Annotated in this window: 16 protein-coding genes and 2 tRNA genes; 1 reads left to right on the top strand and 17 read right to left on the bottom strand. The window is 62.2% G+C overall.

Annotation, left to right across the window (positions count from 1 at the left end; genetic code table 11):
- Positions 1-7: 7 nt before the first annotated feature.
- The 11 genes from ENJ54_09305 to ENJ54_09255 form a co-directional block, all read right to left on the bottom strand.
- Entirely contained in the window at positions 8-1066 is a 1059-nt protein-coding gene (locus tag ENJ54_09305) for a bifunctional phosphoglucose/phosphomannose isomerase (GenBank protein ID HFC10026.1), read from the bottom strand.
- A 58-nt stretch (positions 1067-1124) separates the two neighbouring features.
- Positions 1125-1622, bottom strand: coding sequence for a MogA/MoaB family molybdenum cofactor biosynthesis protein (locus tag ENJ54_09300; GenBank protein ID HFC10025.1), 498 nt, complete (start codon positions 1620-1622; stop codon positions 1125-1127).
- 48 nt (positions 1623-1670) lie between these two features.
- Positions 1671-2129 carry a GNAT family N-acetyltransferase gene (locus tag ENJ54_09295; GenBank protein ID HFC10024.1) on the bottom strand — a complete coding sequence of 153 codons (459 nt, stop codon included), beginning with the start codon at positions 2127-2129 and terminating at the stop codon, positions 1671-1673.
- A complete protein-coding gene (locus tag ENJ54_09290) occupies positions 2126-3865 on the bottom strand; it encodes a PHP domain-containing protein (GenBank protein ID HFC10023.1) in 1740 nt (579 codons plus the stop codon). Before ENJ54_09290 ends, ENJ54_09295 begins: the two co-directional genes overlap by 4 nt.
- Positions 3866-3904: 39 nt before the next feature.
- Positions 3905-4276 carry a response regulator gene (locus ENJ54_09285; GenBank protein ID HFC10022.1) on the bottom strand — a complete coding sequence of 124 codons (372 nt, stop codon included), beginning with the start codon at positions 4274-4276 and terminating at the stop codon, positions 3905-3907.
- Entirely contained in the window at positions 4269-6860 is a 2592-nt protein-coding gene (gene lon, locus ENJ54_09280) for an endopeptidase La (protein ID HFC10021.1), read from the bottom strand. The genes ENJ54_09285 and lon overlap by 8 nt, the downstream gene beginning before the upstream one ends.
- Before the next feature lie 44 nt (positions 6861-6904).
- Positions 6905-7312: an Hsp20/alpha crystallin family protein gene (locus tag ENJ54_09275; protein ID HFC10020.1), complete on the bottom strand. Its 408-nt coding sequence runs from the start codon at positions 7310-7312 to the stop codon at positions 6905-6907.
- A gap of 63 nt (positions 7313-7375) precedes the next feature.
- Entirely contained in the window at positions 7376-7900 is a 525-nt protein-coding gene (locus ENJ54_09270) for a thiol peroxidase (protein HFC10019.1), read from the bottom strand.
- Between the two features lie 73 nt (positions 7901-7973).
- Positions 7974-8046, bottom strand: a tRNA-Arg gene (locus ENJ54_09265).
- Between the two features lie 9 nt (positions 8047-8055).
- Positions 8056-8496, bottom strand: coding sequence for a hypothetical protein (locus ENJ54_09260; GenBank protein HFC10018.1), 441 nt, complete (start codon positions 8494-8496; stop codon positions 8056-8058).
- A gap of 13 nt (positions 8497-8509) precedes the next feature.
- Positions 8510-10066 (bottom strand): hypothetical protein, encoded by a 1557-nt coding sequence (locus ENJ54_09255; protein ID HFC10017.1) that lies wholly within the window; start codon positions 10064-10066, stop codon positions 8510-8512.
- 91 nt (positions 10067-10157) lie between these two features.
- Between ENJ54_09255 and ENJ54_09250 the strand changes: the two genes are divergently transcribed.
- Positions 10158-10406 (top strand): DUF2007 domain-containing protein, encoded by a 249-nt coding sequence (locus ENJ54_09250; protein HFC10016.1) that lies wholly within the window; start codon positions 10158-10160, stop codon positions 10404-10406.
- Between the two features lie 12 nt (positions 10407-10418).
- Here the strand turns inward: ENJ54_09250 and ENJ54_09245 are convergent, their stop codons facing one another.
- The 6 genes from ENJ54_09245 to fabF form a co-directional block, all read right to left on the bottom strand.
- Positions 10419-11816: a LysM peptidoglycan-binding domain-containing protein gene (locus ENJ54_09245; GenBank protein HFC10015.1), complete on the bottom strand. Its 1398-nt coding sequence runs from the start codon at positions 11814-11816 to the stop codon at positions 10419-10421.
- Positions 11806-12174: a DUF192 domain-containing protein gene (locus tag ENJ54_09240; protein ID HFC10014.1), complete on the bottom strand. Its 369-nt coding sequence runs from the start codon at positions 12172-12174 to the stop codon at positions 11806-11808. The genes ENJ54_09245 and ENJ54_09240 overlap by 11 nt, the downstream gene beginning before the upstream one ends.
- Before the next feature lie 114 nt (positions 12175-12288).
- Positions 12289-12747 carry a response regulator gene (locus ENJ54_09235; GenBank protein ID HFC10013.1) on the bottom strand — a complete coding sequence of 153 codons (459 nt, stop codon included), beginning with the start codon at positions 12745-12747 and terminating at the stop codon, positions 12289-12291.
- A 66-nt stretch (positions 12748-12813) separates the two neighbouring features.
- Positions 12814-12886, bottom strand: a tRNA-His gene (locus ENJ54_09230).
- Positions 12887-12960: 74 nt separating this feature from the next.
- On the bottom strand, positions 12961-14076 hold the full coding sequence (locus tag ENJ54_09225; protein ID HFC10012.1) for a ketoacyl-ACP synthase III: 1116 nt from the start codon (positions 14074-14076) through the stop codon (positions 12961-12963).
- A gap of 12 nt (positions 14077-14088) precedes the next feature.
- Positions 14089-15333, bottom strand: coding sequence for a beta-ketoacyl-[acyl-carrier-protein] synthase II (gene fabF, locus ENJ54_09220; GenBank protein HFC10011.1), 1245 nt, complete (start codon positions 15331-15333; stop codon positions 14089-14091).
- Between the last annotated feature and the right edge of the window lie 133 nt (positions 15334-15466).

The raw sequence follows: 15466 nt of genomic DNA, 5'->3' as shown, positions 1-15466 counted from the left end.
GAGTGCATCAGGCTTTTTTCAGGGCTGCCTTGAAGCCTTCGATGGCGGTGACCGGCGTGGGGTCGGTATCGTAGCGCATGGCGAGGTAATAGGCGATGTAATCGCCGAGGTGCAATGCCGTCCATTGCTGCGCGAGGCGGCCTTCGCCGCGGGCTTCCACCAGCGCGGCTTCCAGGCCATGCTGCTGGAAGACATCGCGGGTGAGGCGCGCCCGTAACTGGTTGCGGGGGTGTTCGCCCGCGGCGGTGAGGAAGATGGCGATGGTCTGCGGGAAGAGCGCCTTGGGGTTGTGCAGGCCGGCCAAGGTGTTGTGGTCGGCTTCGGGTAGGAATTCGAACTGTGCCAGGGCTTTGGCGATTTCGCTGATTTGCCCCTTCCAGCGGCGGGCAACCGGCGCGAGCGCACCGCTGCCGAACACCGCCGGCCATTTGCCTTCCAGCCGCAGCGCCCATTGCTTGGCCGGGTTGCTTTCGGTGGGTACTTCGGCTTTCAGGGAAGCCTGTTGGGCTTGCATGGCTGCTATCGCGGCCTGGACTTCGCTTTCGGGGTTGGGAAGCCAGCCCGCGCGGGCAAACAGCGCCAGCAGTAGCCCAAAGGAATAGCCCACCGCGGCGCGCGGCTGCCCCGGGTGGACGAACTGCCACACCGTGTGGCCCGCTTCAGCGGCCTGGGCGGCCAGTTTGCCGCCGGTGGTCACGGCGAGCACCCGGCAGCCCCGTGCCTGCGCGGCGGCAAAGGCGCTCAGCGTTTCTTCGGTGTTGCCGGAATGCGAAGAGGCGATGAGCAGCACGTGGTCGCCCTGTGCCCACGCGGGCAGGTCGTAGTCGCGCCGCACAGTGATGGGTACGGAGGCCAGCGGCTCAGCGTAGGCCGCGAGCAGGTCGGCGCCGATGGCCGAGCCGCCCATGCCCGCGATAATGACGTGCTGCACGCCCTCGGTCTCCGGCATGGGGAAGGTGTGTCCCAGTTCCCACGCCTGCTGCAGTTGTGTGGGCAGGTTGTCGATTTCGGCGAGCATGTTTTCTTTGTCCACTTCGGGGAAGCGGGGGAAGTCGTCAAGTTTCATGATGCACTCCAATGGGGGGATTTTTGCAACTTGCAACTTGCAACTTGCAATTTGCAATTTACACCCGATGCCCTTTTTCCGCTTCGGGGTCGCCACGCAGCAGGCTAACCGCGTGGGGCAGCACCGGAGCAATCACTTCCAGGTTTTCCAGCGCGGCTTTGGGGCTGCCGGGCAGGTTGATGATGAGGGTCGCGCCGCGGATGCCCGCGACCGCGCGGGAGAGCATCGCGTGGGGGGTGATTTGCAGGCTGGCCGCGCGCATGGCTTCCGCGAGGCCAGGGGCGAGGCGTTCCACCACGGCTAAGGTGGCTTCCGGGGTGACATCGCGTGGGGCGAAGCCGGTGCCGCCGGTAGTCAGGATGACGTCGTAAGCGTCGCTATCGGCCCAGCGGGCTAAGGTGTCGCGCAGGGCAGGCAGGTCGTCGGCCAAAATGGCGGTGTGGGCGACTTCCCAGCCGCGGGCACGCACGGCATCCGCCAGCGCGGGGCCGGAGCGGTCTTCCCGCGCGCCGCGGGCGGAACGGTCGGAGACGGTGAGGATGGCGAAACGGAGCATGAGGTTGGTCAATTGGTCAATTAGTCAATTAGTCAACTGGTCAATTAGTCAACTGCTTGGATGGTCAGAGGTGAGGTTTTTGGCGAGGGTGATGACGGGGAGGTTTTCCCAGCCGCGTTTGCGGTAGAAAGCCAGCACTTCTTTTTCGCCAGGCACGACCATGAGGTAAGCGCGCAGGCAGCCTTTGGCGCGCAGGCGTTTTTCGATTTCGTCCATCAGGGCGGTGCCGAGGCCGTGCTGGCGGTAGTTGGCATCCACGGCGAGGTGATAAATCAGCCCGCGCCGCCCATCAAACCCGGCCATCACCGCGCCGATAATCTCGCCGTTTTCGTTTTCGGCAACGACGAACAGGTCGGGGTCGTGGGCGACCTTTTTGGCGATTTCTTCCGGTTCGTCGGAAACCCGCAACTGGATGCCCGGCCCGGCGTTGGCCCACAGGTTGTAGACGGCGGGGTAATCTTCAGGAAAGCGGAAGGTGCGGAGGGTGTAGGGCGTGCTCAAGGTCATTCTTCCAACCCCACGACAGGCCGCCACGGCTCGGTCAGGCCGTCTTCGGTAACGCCGAAGAAGAAGCGGTTGCCTTCAGGGGTACGTTGCACCAGGTCGAAGTGCCACTGCTTGCCTTGCTTGTATTTCCGCATCACGCCGCGGTCGCCTTCCCAGTGAATGCCGCGCACCTTGCTCAGGTCGGCAGGCAGTTTGGCGTAGCGGCTGATGGCGTAGTGCCACAGGCGGCGCGCCGAAGAGGTGGTGACGTTTTTGACGACGTTGCCATTGCGCAGGTCGCGCACGGTGTAGTATTTGGTGCCATCGCGTTCCATCACCGAAACCACTTCCACGCCGGTGCGGGGTGCATCTTTGGGCAACGGCGGCACTTCGTCTACCGGTGCCGGGCGGATGGTGGCGCGCCGTGTGGGGCTGCCGGTTTCCGCTTTGGTGGGGGCGGCGTCTTCTTTCTCTTGCAGCCCGCGCAGCACCAGTTCGACAATTTCATCCCGCACGGCAAGGCCGGTTTCTGCTTCGGCGCGGATGTAAATTTTGCTGCCATCCACCGCGTAGGGCGGCTCAGGGCCGCGCGGCACCAGCACCCGCAACACTTTCTTCCCCAGTGTCTCGTGGGTGTCAATGGTGACTTCCAGAGGTGGAATGATGCGTTCGGAAATCTGACGTGCGAGTTCCGCCGCGGCTTGTTCAGGGTTGTCGATGCCTACGGGCGGCTTTTTGGGGTCGTCGCTCAGGCCAATGTAAAGCGTGCCGCCGTTGGTGTTGGCAAAAGCGCACACATCGGCAATGATGGCATACAGCCGTCCGCCGCGCACGGTCATGCGCTCGTGGAAGGCCTGAATCAGGTTGGCGCCTTCTTCGCGGGCCTGCTGGATGAAGTCTTCCTGCGGGGCTTTAGGGCGGTGCGGGCGATGGCGGGCAAAGTCGTTGCTCAGGAAGAGCTCTTTCAGCGCCTGGAAACTGACTTCCGGCAGCAGCACTTCGGTTGCCCGGTCGCCCACACCGAGGTTGCGCCCGTCGCCAATCAGGCGGTGGGCATCGGAGCCCTGAATGCAGTGCATCCGCCGCGGGTATTCCGGCTTGGTGCCGTTGAAGAACGCCGCGGTGGTGTGGCGGCCTTTTTTCTCCAGATCGGTGACTTCCAGGGCGTGCAGGTGAGGGTCTTGGGTGTAGGAAATTTTGGTTTGCCCCGGCACGTTTCGGGCAGCCACGCCGTTGCTGGAGTTGGCATGGGCGGCAATCACCAGGCCACCGGCTTCGTCGATCATGCGGTAGGCGGTGAGCACGTCGCTGGTGGCGCCCACAGTGGCCGAGCCCTGGTCGAGTTTTTCGGGGGGGATGTTGAGGGTGAGAAGCAGGTGCTCGATTTCCCGCACGGGCTTTTCGGGAGGGAAGATGCCCAAAATGTGGAAGCCTAATGTGGCGGTAAACTCGAAGCCGGGGAGCACCAGAATTTTGCTCAGCAGGCGGCGGTATTCTTCCAGTCGTGCTTTTTCTTCGGGTAGCAGGCGATTGAGTTTTTCCAGTAGTTCCAGTTGGTGAATTTCTTCTTGCATGTGCCGGTAACCGGCAACGGTGTTGTGGTCGGTGAAAGCAATGACGTCCAGCCCCAGGGCTTCGGCCCTGCGGAGGATATCTAAGTAGGAGATTTCCGGCTGCTGGTAGTCGCTGGATGCGGGCGTGTGGAGGTGCAAATCTACGACGTACCAATGCCGTTTGGGCGATCGTTTTCGTGCCACGGGGGTATCCTTTCTCTCGGCGCAAGCGCGCCGCAGGTTTCAGTGGGAGGTTTTGGGGAGGGTCTGACGAATGAGGTTGAGCAGGTCGTCGACCATGTAAGGCTTCTGCAGGAAGCCATCGGCGCCTGCCGCGAGGGCGGCTTCGTCGTAGTTCATCCCTGAAGTGATGACGACACGGGTATGTTGCAGTTCCTTGTCCTGGCGAATGGAATCCAGCAGGTCAATGCCGTTGATGCCGCCGGCAAGGTGGACATCCATCACCAGCAAGGCAGGTTTTGCGGCGCGGAGGGCTTCCAGCAGGGCGTCGGCATGGCCGGGCCCAAAGATAACCTCGAACCCTTCCATTTCCAGCAGGGTTTTGAGGAGGGAACGCATGGTGTGGTCGTCTTCCACCAGCATGATTTTAGTCATTGGAGGAGGCTCCTTGCGAAGCGTCGGGCGGCGTGGCAGGGGCCTCTTGGCCCGCTTCGTTGGTGGTGGCAGGGGGTAATGCCGCTTGAAGGACGTCGTCGACGGTTTCCGCAAATACGAAATGGAGAGCAGCGCGCACTTCGTCGGGAAGGTCTTCCAGATCGGCTTCGTTGCGTTTGGGCAAGATGACGGTTTTCAGCCCGGCGCGATGGGCAGCGAGCACTTTTTCTTTGATGCCGCCCACAGGCAGCACCTGCCCCCGCAATGTGACTTCGCCGGTCATGCCCACTTCGGGCTTCACGGTGCGGCCAGTGAGCAGCGAGACCAGGGCCGTGACGATGGTGACGCCTGCCGAGGGGCCGTCTTTCGGCTGGGCACCTGCGGGCACATGCAGGTGAATGTCGGTTTTTTCAAAGAAATTTTCGGGAATGCCCCACTCGGCGGCGCGTGAACGCACAAAGGAAAGTGCTGCCCGCGCCGATTCCTGCATGACCTCGCCTAACGACCCGGTAAGAATGAAGCCTTTGCTGCCGGGCATTTTGGTGGCCTCGATGAAGAGAATATCGCCGCCTGCCGGTGTCCACGCCAGGCCGATTGCCACACCGGGAATGGCCACCCGTTGTGCGACTTCTTCCAGCCCATAGTAGCGCGGCCGCCCCAGAAACTCACGCACCTTTTCGGGGGTGATTTCAACATGCTCGGTCGCGCCTTCGGCAATCTGGCGGACCACCTTGCGGCAAATTTTCCCGATTTCCCGCTCCAGGCTGCGGACTCCTGCCTCGCGGGTGTAGGAGCGAATGATGGCCCGCAAGGCATCGTCGGTGAAGGTGATTTCTTCGGGGAAGAGGCCGTTTTCGTGCACTTGCCGCGGAATGAGGTAGCCTTTGGCGATTTCCACCTTTTCGTTTTCGGTGTAGCCCGAGATGGGAATGATCTCCATCCGGTCGCGCAGGGGGGCGGGGATGTTGTCGAGGTAGTTCGCCGTCGTGATGAAGAGCACCTGCGAGAGGTCGAAGGCTACTTCGAGGTAGTGGTCGCGGAATTCGGCGTTTTGCTCGGGGTCGAGCACTTCCAGCAGCGCCGAGGCCGGGTCGCCGTGAAAGTCGAAGACCAGTTTGTCTACCTCGTCTAACATGAAGACGGGGTTGCGGGTGCCCACCCGGCGCAGCGCCTGGATGATGCGGCCGGGCATGGCCCCGATGTAGGTGCGGCGGTGGCCGCGGATTTCGGCTTCGTCGCGCACGCCGCCCAGGGAAATGCGCACGAATTCGCGGCCCATCGCGCGGGCAATGGAACGCCCTAAGGAAGTTTTCCCTACCCCTGGCGGGCCCACGAAGCACAAAATGGCGCCTTCCCGATCATGGCGGATGGCGTCGTCGGGCACGCGGGCTTCCAGCGCCTCTTTGCGCTCTAAGCGCAGTTTGCGCACCGCAAGGTATTCTAAAATGCGGTCTTTGACGTCTTCCAGACCGTAGTGGTCTTTGTCGAGCACTTCCTGGGCATGGTGCAGGTCGAGGTTGTCTTCGGTGAGGCGGTTCCAGGGAAGCGAAACCAGCCAGTCCAGGTAGGTGCGGATGACGCTGTATTCCGCGGCGGCGCTGGGCAGGTGGGCGAGGCGGTCGAGTTCGCGCAGCGCCTGTTTTTTGGCCTCTTCGGGCATGCCGGCTTCTTCAATCTTTTGCCGGAATTCTTTGACCTCAGCGGCCTGTTCGTCTTCTTCCCCAAGTTCCCGCTTGATGGCCTTCATTTGCTCGCGCAGGAAGTATTCCCGCTGCATTTGCTCGATTTGGGAACGCGCCTCGTTTTGAATTTTCTGCCCCAGTTCGAGCACTTCGACTTCGTGCGCCAAAATGCCGAGCAGTTTGCGCAGTTTTTCGACCACCGAGTCCAGTTCCAGAATGGCCTGGGCGTCTTCCAGGCTCATGCGTTGGAAGTTGGCGACGGTGTAAGCCAGTTGCAGCGGGTCTTCCAGCGAGAGCACCGACGCCACCAGGTCTTTCGGGATGGACGAGACCATCTCGGCAATGGCCTGGAAGTGTTCTCGCACCTGCCGGGCGAGGGCCTCGACTTCCAGCGATTGCTCGACCGTTTCGGGAATGACCTGCACCCGTGCCACGAAATACGGCTCGGTTTGGGTGAATTCCAGCACCTTGATGCGCTGCTGCCCCTGCACCAGCAGGCGCACGGTGCCGTCGGGCGCGCGGAAAAGCCGGTGGATGGTGGCGATGGTGCCGATGGTGTAAAGGTCGTCGGGGGAAGGCTCTTCTAATTCGGGCTTTTTGGAAGCCACCAGCCCCAGGCGGCGGTCGCCGGCCACCACGTCATCCACCAGGCGGATGGAGCGGGGCAGCCCCACGGTGAGCGGGGTGCCGGTTTGCGGATACACCACCGTGCCGCGCAAGGGCAGCACCGGAATCTCGAAGATTTCCGGCTCTTGGGGCTCGGGTGGCTGAGGGTGTTCGTCAGGGGGCTGGGCGGCTTCATCACCCTGGTTGCCGCCGAGGATGCGGTGCAAAAAGGGGAGCACGGCCTGTTCCCAGGCCGCATCTTCTTCGAGCCATTGGGCGATGTCTTCCCAACCCATGTGCCAACGCGATGCAGGCATCGGTGCTCTCCTCAGAGATGGGGTCATTGGCCGGGGCGGATGGCGACGGTGTGGGCGCGCCGCTTGGGCAGGCGGATGCGCAGGAAGCCGTCGCGATACTCGGCTTCCACGCGGGCTTCGTCGACCGGTGCGGGCAACACGACCGTCACCTGAAATTGCCCGAAGGGGATTTCCAGGCGGTGGTAGGCCGAACCCAGGTCGGGGTCGTGGCGAATGCCACTGATGACCAGCGTCTGCGCTTCCAGGGAAAGACGAAAGTCGTCGGTGCGCATACCGGCGATTTCCACCCGCACGATGATGGCTTCGGGGGTCTCGAAAACATCGGTGGGAGGTCGCCACGTGCTGGGGTAGTGCTTCCAGCGAATGTCGAGCAGCCATGCCCCTTCCGGGTCATCGCTTTCGGTGGGAACGGCGCTCAAGAGGGAGAACATGGCGCACCTCCTGATGGGGAACCGCAGAGCTTCCGCCGGGCAATCTGCAAGGCGGTGTGTGGCTTATGCCGCCAGGGCGGCTTTGGCGGCTTGCAGCACTTCGTCGTAGTTGGGTTCGTCACCTAAGGCCTTCATGTAGTCGGCGTAAACTACTTTGTCGTTGCGGTCGACGACGAACACCGCACGCCGCAGCAGGCGAACCTCTTTCATCAGGCAGCCGTATTTTTTGCCGAATGCCATCTCCATGTGGTCCGAGACGACCAGCAAGCGCTCGATGCCGTGATCGCCGCACCAGCGCTGTTGGGCAAAGGGCAGGTCGGCGCTGATGGTGACGATGACGATATCATCGCTGAGAGCGGTCGCGGCTTCGTTGAATTTCTGGCCTTCCAGGTCGCACACGGGGGTGTCGATGGAAGGCAGCGCGGCAATGATGCGCACCTTGCCCGCGGTTTCGGCCAGCACGGAAACCGTGCGCCAGTCGCGGGTGTGGGCGGTGAACTCCGGCGCTTGTTGCCCCGGCGTGATATCGGGGCCGATCACGGTGATGTCGTTATCCCCGAATTTGATGAGACCTTTGCGCTCTAACATGCAAACTCCTTCCGAGTTGGGTCATTGAGTTGGGTGAGTGTTTTGGTCAGGTGGTCGCCTGGGCGGCCGCCAGCGCCCCCGACAGGATTCGAACCTGCAACCGTCGGATTAGAAGTCCGATGCTCTTTCCATTGAGCTACGGGGGCAGAGAAGGCTCATTCTTCCACTGGTCTGATGCCGAGGTAATCGCGTTTGCCCGTCAGGGTGCGCAAAATGGTGCGTGCCTGGGCTGGCCGGTTGAGGCGCTCGGCCAGTTCCACCGGTGTCATCGGGCGGTTGCCGTTGGCAATCAACATGCGAAAGATCGCGTCGACCAGCGGCACGTGGGCGTCCAGGAATTCGGGCTGTTGGGCGCAATGGGTCATGAGCACGTATTGCATCCCGTCCACAGGGTGGACTTCGGCGGTTTCGGGGTCAACCCAGTCCACCGGGGTGGTTTCTTTCCAGTCTTCGAATTGCTTCTGGTGTTCGGCGCACAGCAAGCGGTGCATGTAGAAGCGCCAATCGCGCGTGTGGGCTTGCCACCACGAGAAATCAATGTGGAAGGGGGTATCCAGGGTGGGTTTTACCAGACTGCGGCGTTTTCCCTGTGGCATGGCTTTCTCCGTTTCAAATGGCAGATTCGTCTAATCGGAAGTACAGGTCGCCCACGTGGACGAACCACGGGCGGGTTGCAAGCAAGGCAAAGATGGGCCCCGGCGGGCAACGGCGCACGGTGTTGACCGCGGCATACAGCCCCGCGGCGTGGACGTGCCCTTGGGGGGTGAGTTTGGCGAGTTCACGCAACATCGAGACCACCAGGTTTTCCAGCGGCGTGCGCTTGCGCGCGATTTCTTCCCAAACGTTATCCAGCGCTTCAGGGTCGGGCACGGCGATGACCATGCGCTCGTCGAATTCAGCGCTGACGATCTGCTTTAGCATGGCAAACACGGGTTGGGCGTCGCGGCCGACCAGCACGCTGCGGACCCAATCGCGCTGGGGGCGGTGGGTGTGGGCCTGAATCAGCACTTCCCCCGGGGCGTTGCCTGCTTTGAGGGTCACCAGGCTGCCGGGCATGAGTTCTTTTTTCTGGTACCACGCTTTCAGCCCATAAACGTATTTGCCGGGACGCACCACCCAGCCGGGGAATTCTTCGCCGGTTTGGGCGTCGACCCAGGTGAAGCGCACCCGGGGCGCCTGGTAAGCGGTGGGGAAGAGTGCCCGGGTTTTGGCGCTCAGGGGCAGCGTGCCTGCCCGCCAGTGGGGGTAGATCAGGGTGAGTTCGACCTTCTCGGTGTCGGCGGGGGCAATTTCGGGGGAAAGCTCGTCGCCCAGTGCGGCTTCCAGGGCCAACATTTCGGGGGTGAGGGCGTCGCGGTCGTAATCCAGGGGGTGGTAATGCAGGTAAGGGGGCGTTTCCTGCACCCATTGCGGTTCCATGCTGCGCAGGAACCAGAGCACTTGCCCCGCCGGGCCGACTTCGTCGAACTGGTCGCTTTCCTGGAGGGCGTAATCGAGCGAAAATTCGGCCAGTTTGGGGTTGTCGGCAGGGAAATCGATTTGCTTGATGATTTCAGCCGTTGGCAAAGGGCCCCCGCCATGCATGTCCAGCACGGCTTCGGCCAGGTTGAGGAAGCCGACGTGCACGTCGAGCAGCAACGCCCGCGGGAACCATTTGCCCGCAATGCGGACGAATTCGTCGTTTTCGGCCAGCGCGGCTTCGATTTTCTCGGCCAAGGCGCTGCCATAAGTGGCGAGCACGCTTTCGGGGTTGCGCAGCGGGTCGTCGTCGCGCAGTTGCGGCGGTTCGTTGAGAATGTGCTCTTCCAGCCCGGCGGCAAATTCCCGCTCGCGCCCGTCGGCAAACCGCACGCGAATGACCTCGAAGGGCGGCATGGTCGGGTTGTGGGCTTCCCGCACAGCAACCACTTTGCCTTCGTCCCAATCCAGGGCGGGAAACACCAGTTGCTGGCCGACTTCATAGTGGGCTTTGGGGAGGTAAATGGTCGCGCCCCCACCTCGCTGGCGCTCCAGTTTCCGCTGTTCCTCTTCCAGGCGGAAGGCCACCAACGCTGCTGCCAGTTCCTCAGGCGTTAGCGGGGTTTCGGTTTCCAGCAGATGATTGTAAAGGGCTTCGATGTCTTCGGCGGTGATGCTCAGGTCTTCCCAGTAGGTTTCACGAATCATTGTTGGCCTCGCTTCACAGTTATTGTCTTTTCAATTATACTCTATCTCGCTGCGCGCTTTTCGCGTAGCATTCTGCCCATAAGGAGCGCGCATGAACGAGCGATGGACGGTGGTGTTGACCACATACAATCAGGCGCAGGCCGATATTTTGCGCGGCTTGCTGGAAGCCCAGGGCATCCCGGCGCGATTGCTGCAAGAGCCTGCGGCTCGCGCCTTGGGGTTGCAGGTAGGCCCGCTGGGGGAGATTCAGATTGCCGTGCCGGAAAGTCGTGAAGCCGATGCGCGTGCCGTGGTTGATGCTTTCTTCCGCGGCGATTTTGAGGACGATAGCGCCCCTTAGCCAGCCTGCTTTTTACGGGAAGGCTTGCGAGAGCCATTCTTGCGGGTCCACTGGCACGTCGCCCACCCACACTTCCCAGTGAAGGTGTGGGCCGGTGACGCGCCCCGTGCGGCCTACTTTGCCGATGAGTTCGCCGGTGTGGACGCGCTGGCCTTTCTTGACCAGAATTTCCGATTGGTGGCAGTAAGTGGTGTAGACGCCCCAGCCATGATCGATGATGGTGACGTTGCCGTGGATTTCGGTCTGGCCGGCAAACACCACCACGCCGTCGGCAGGGGCGTAAATGGGCGTGCCGACGCGCCCGCAGAAGTCCAGGCCGGTGTGATACCAATAAAAGGTGTCGTTGTAGTTGCGGCGGGTGCCGAAGTAAGAGGGGTGGCAGGTGTCGAGCGGCGGGGCTTCGGGGGCTTTGAAAACGCCTTGCCAGTAGCGGGTCGGGGTGGCGGGTGCGGTCAGGGCTTCGAAGCGGGCTTCTTCTTCCTTGTTGAGTTGCGGGTTGAGTAGACTGGCAGGCACGATGAGCCGCTCGTAGGCGTATTGGCCGCGTTGTACGCGAATAGCCTGGTCGAAGCGGAAGGCACGCCCATCGGGCAGGGTGACGTCCAGGGTGAGCGGGTAAAGCCCGGGGGAGGCCAGGGCAAACACACCCTGCAAAGCCACCCACGTTTGGGCTTTCCAGAAGAAGAAATGGAGGGTGTGTTCGCCAAATGTGCCGGTAATTTGGGCGTCTTTGGGGGCTTCCAGGCGCACTTCGCCGGTGCGGCCCTGGGTCCACTGCGAGGGCAGCACTTTCGCCGTCAGTTGTTGGGGGAAGGCGGAAGCGGTGGGCGGGCTGCTGGTGCCGGGCAGGGCGAGGACGTCGCCCGGCAGGGTGGCCCATGTGCCCGGTAACTGGTTGGTCAGGGCCAGCGCCCAGGGGCTTTGGCCATGTTGGAGGGCAGTTTCCAGCAGTGAATGTTGCCCTGTCAAGATCCGTTGAGGGAAGGTCTTTTGCTTGGCGGCGGTGATGGGGACGATGAGCGAGCGCCCGGCAAACAGTTGGTAGGGCGAAACTACCCGGTTGAGCCGCATGAGGGTGTTTTCTGGCAGATGCAGCACCCGGCTAAGCCCTGTGAGCGAGTCGCCGAAGGCGACGGTGCGCGTGCTGAGCTGGCCGTGCACGCCTTCCAGCCCCGGAATGACCAGTTTTTGCCCGATTTTCAGGTCAGCGGGGTTGGCGATGTCGTTGGCCTGCGCCAGGGTTTTCATATCCACCCCAAAGCGATAGGCAATGGCCGAGAGGGTGTCGCCGGGTTGCACGATGTAATAAGGCGTCTCGGCCTGGCCTTGGGCGCGTGCTGCGGATGCGGGCAACACCATGAGGGCCAGCAGCAATGTGAGCAAGAGGGTGCGAAGGGTTTTAGGCAACATGCCAGGCGATGTGATCTCCGGGGGCAAAATCGGGCAGGCGGGAGGGGTGAATTTCCAGCACGTAGCGGGCTGGGGCGCGCGGTACCAGGAAGTCCACCCACGGGCGGGCGAGGCGGGCGTCAACGACTTCTTGCGCGGCATTTAGCCAGATGACGGCGATGGGAAAGCGCATGAACAGCATGTGAATGGCGGTTTCAAGCCGCCCTTCGCGGGGCCAGCGAAACAGCAGGCCCTCGTGTGGGGAAAGGTCGCGTCGCCCCATCAGCCCCAGCAGGCGGCAGCGGAAACTTTCGCAAGGCTGAACGTGCAAAGGGGTTTCAAAGGGGTGGGTCAGGTTTTGCACGCGGTAGTGTGACATGAGGGCTGCTCCCGGCGGGGATTATACCATCGGGTGGGGGCAAAAAAGCCACGGCAGGCGGGTGGCCTGCCGTGAATGTTTGGGGACATGATGGCATTGAAAAAATAAGGGGGGTCAAGCACTTTCTGATGGGGTTTGGGGCGATTTGTCGGCTTCGGGTGGCGAGTGGCTGGTGGAGTTTTGGGCGCCGTTGCCTTTTTTGCGTTCCAGAATTTGTTTGACGCTCTCTAAAAGCATTTTGGGCGAGAAAGGCTTGGTGATGTAGTCGTCCACGCCCACAATGTAGAGCCCGAGCACGCGATCAATGCGTTGGGCTTTGGCGGTCACGACAATCACAGGAATATCGCGCGTGCGCTCGTCGGCCTTAAGCCGCTGGTAAACTTCCCAGCCATCCATTTCCGGCATCATCAGGTCGAGCAAAATCAGGTCAATGTCGGGGGTGGTGGCGAGGAGTTCCAGCGCGTCGAGACCACTTTCTGCGCCCAACACTTCATATCCGCCTCGGGCCAGGATGAGGCGGATGAGTTCGATCATTTCGGGCTCGTCTTCAATGCACAAGACCCGTGTGGTCATGGTGTCGCCCCTCTTTCAAAAACAGCCCCCACTCATGCCGAGCCGGGGCATCAGCGAATGGGCCAGGGTGGCTGATGGGACTTGAACCCACAACATCCTGATCCACAGTCAGGTGCTCTGCCACTTGAGCTACAGCCACCATAACGAGCGGCGGTATTTTACCATGACCGCCCGCGGCTGGGAAGGGTTAGACCATCTCGCAACACCCTTCGGCTACCCGCCCAGTTTGTCGTCGCCCAGGGTTTTGGCAAGCACCTTGCGCTTGAGCCGCAGGCCGGTGGAACGTACTTTGGCCCACAGGCGGTAGCGCTCGGGGTTGACTTCGGGGCGATTGGGGAGAGGCCCCGTCCATTCGGCAACCAGCGCCCCATAGGTCAACCCGCCGCCGAAGCCCACCAGCACCACTTTATCGCCCCGGCGCAGGCGGCCCTGTTCGGCGGCTTCGGCGGCAGCAATCGGAATCGAGGCGGTAGAGGTGTTGCCGTATTTGTCCAGGTTGATCATGAACTTTTCCATCGGCATTTTGAGCCCCCGCGCGGCGACTTCCAGAATGCGGTAGTTGGCCTGGTGGGGTACAATGAGGTCAATGTCGTCTAACGACAGCCCGGCCTTTTCGACCACTTCGCGCGTGGCTTCGGCCATCACGCGGGTGGCAAAACGAAACACCGGCCGCCCATCCATGCGGACGTAGTGAAGGCCGTGGGCGACGGTATCGGCCGAAGTGGGCAGTTTGCTGCCGCCTGCGGGCAGCATGAGTACGTCGGCCCCGGAGCCGTCGGCGTGCATGACGGCTTCCAGCACCCCGCCCGGTTCGCTGGAAGCCTGTAGCACGAAAGCCCCCGCCCCGTCGCCGAAAAGAATGCAGGTGTTGCGGTCTTGCCAGTTCACGATGCGGGAAAGGGTTTCGGCCCCAATGACCACCGCGTTGTTGATGCTGCCTGAGCGAATGGCCTGGGCGGCCATGTTGAGGGCAAAGATGAAGCCGGTGCATGCTGCCGATAAGTCGAAAGCCCCGGCGCGGGTCGCGCCGAGAATATCTTGCACGATGCAGGCCGTGGCCGGGAAGATGTGTTCTGGCGAAGAACTGGCAACGATGATGAGATCCACATCGGTGGGTTTGAGACCGGCCACTTTGAGGGCTTCGATGGCGGCATCGGCGCCCAGACTGGCGGTGGTCTGGTCGGGGGCGGCGATGCGACGTTCTCGAATGCCTGTGCGGCTGACGATCCATTCGTCGCTGGTGTCGACCATTTGCTCCAGGTCTTGATTGGTCAAGACGTGCTCCGGCAATGCCACACCCCAGCCGGTGATGTGCGCGTATCGGGTCATGCCGACCTCCGGTTACCCTTCGAAGCGTCCGAGGATGATGCTGCCGTTGTGGCCGCCGAAGCCAAAAGAGTTGGAAAGCACATAGCGGACATCGGCGCGGCGCGCCTGGTTGGGCACGTAATCCAGGTCGCATTCGGGGTCGGGTGTTTCGTAATTGATGGTGGGCGGCAGGATGCCGTCGCGGATGGCGAGGGCGGAGAACATGGTTTCCAGCGCGCCTGCGCCGCCCAAGAGGTGGCCGGTCATAGATTTGGTGGAAGACACGGGAATGCGGTAGGCGTGCTCGCCGAAGACGGCTTTGATGGCTGCGGTTTCACTTTTGTCGTTCAGGCGGGTGCTGGTGCCGTGGGCGTTGATGTAACTGATTTGCTCGGGCTTCAGCCCGGCGCTTTCCAGCGCGTTGCGGATACAGAGCGCCGCGCCGCTGCCGTCGGGGTCGGGGGCGGTGATGTGGAAGGCATCATTGGTCGCGCCGTAGCCCACGACCTCGGCGATGATGTTCGCGCCGCGAGCCTGGGCGTGCTCCAGGGTTTCCAGGGCCAGGAAGGTGGCCCCTTCACCCATCACGAAGCCATCGCGGTTGGCGTCGAAGGGACGGGAGGCTTTTTCGGGTTCGTCGTTGCGTTTGGAAAGTGCGGTCATGACTTCCAGGCCGGCCATCGCGAGGGGAATGATGACCGCGTCGGCCCCCCCCACAAGCATGGCGTCGGCATCGCCGCGGCGGATGACCTGGAAGGCCTCGCCGATGGCGTTGGTGCCGCTGGCGCAAGCCGCCACCACGGCGAAGTTGGGGCCCCGCAGGCCAAATTCAATCGCTATCAGCCCCGGCGCGGTATCGGCGAGCATCATGGGCACGAGGAAAGGACTGACGCGCCCCGGCCCGCGGGTTTCGTAAACGTGCATTTCGTGTGCAAAGGTGCCAATGCCGCCAATGCCGCTACCGATGATCACGCCGATGCGGTCGCGGTTGAGGTGGTCCAGTTGCCAACCGGCGCTGGCAACGGCTTCCCGCGCGGCGACGATGGCAAGTTGGCTGTAACGGTCTAACCGCCGCGCGTCGCGGCTGCCGAAATGTTCTTTGGGGTCGAAGCCTTTGACCTCGCCGGCAATGCGCACTTTGTGTTTGCTGGCGTCGAACAGCGTAATGAGGCCGATGCCTGAACGGCCTTCCAGCGCGTGTTGCCACGTGGTCGGGACGTCGTTGCCTAAGGGATTGAGGGTGCCCAGGCCAGTGATGACGACGCGGTGTGTGTGCATGAGAAAAATCTCCTTCCGAGTTTGGGGGTTTTCGTGGTGCTATAACACGCGGCGGGGCGAAAGGTTGCAGTACGCGGCACGGGCTGGCGCGCAGGCCAGCCCGTGAAGAAGGAGGAGAAAAGGTTAGGGGGAA

The organism is Chloroflexota bacterium, assembly GCA_011322445.1.
GTDB lineage: Bacteria > Chloroflexota > Anaerolineae > Anaerolineales > DRMV01 > DRMV01.
The sequence above is the reverse complement of the archived record's forward strand: the minus strand, read 5'-3'. Positions and strand labels throughout refer to the sequence as shown.

Coding starts and splice junctions, on each gene's coding strand:
- ENJ54_09305 (HFC10026.1), bottom strand. CDS start 1,066: ATGAAACTTGACGACTTCCCCCGCTTCCCCGAAGTGGACAAAGAAAAC.
- ENJ54_09300 (HFC10025.1), bottom strand. CDS start 1,622: ATGCTCCGTTTCGCCATCCTCACCGTCTCCGACCGTTCCGCCCGCGGC.
- ENJ54_09295 (HFC10024.1), bottom strand. CDS start 2,129: ATGACCTTGAGCACGCCCTACACCCTCCGCACCTTCCGCTTTCCTGAA.
- ENJ54_09285 (HFC10022.1), bottom strand. CDS start 4,276: ATGACTAAAATCATGCTGGTGGAAGACGACCACACCATGCGTTCCCTC.
- lon (HFC10021.1), bottom strand. CDS start 6,860: ATGGGTTGGGAAGACATCGCCCAATGGCTCGAAGAAGATGCGGCCTGG.
- ENJ54_09275 (HFC10020.1), bottom strand. CDS start 7,312: ATGTTCTCCCTCTTGAGCGCCGTTCCCACCGAAAGCGATGACCCGGAA.
- ENJ54_09270 (HFC10019.1), bottom strand. CDS start 7,900: ATGTTAGAGCGCAAAGGTCTCATCAAATTCGGGGATAACGACATCACC.
- ENJ54_09260 (HFC10018.1), bottom strand. CDS start 8,496: ATGCCACAGGGAAAACGCCGCAGTCTGGTAAAACCCACCCTGGATACC.
- ENJ54_09255 (HFC10017.1), bottom strand. CDS start 10,066: ATGATTCGTGAAACCTACTGGGAAGACCTGAGCATCACCGCCGAAGAC.
- ENJ54_09250 (HFC10016.1), top strand. CDS start 10,158: ATGAACGAGCGATGGACGGTGGTGTTGACCACATACAATCAGGCGCAG.
- ENJ54_09245 (HFC10015.1), bottom strand. CDS start 11,816: ATGTTGCCTAAAACCCTTCGCACCCTCTTGCTCACATTGCTGCTGGCC.
- ENJ54_09240 (HFC10014.1), bottom strand. CDS start 12,174: ATGTCACACTACCGCGTGCAAAACCTGACCCACCCCTTTGAAACCCCT.
- ENJ54_09235 (HFC10013.1), bottom strand. CDS start 12,747: ATGACCACACGGGTCTTGTGCATTGAAGACGAGCCCGAAATGATCGAA.
- ENJ54_09225 (HFC10012.1), bottom strand. CDS start 14,076: ATGACCCGATACGCGCACATCACCGGCTGGGGTGTGGCATTGCCGGAG.
- fabF (HFC10011.1), bottom strand. CDS start 15,333: ATGCACACACACCGCGTCGTCATCACTGGCCTGGGCACCCTCAATCCC.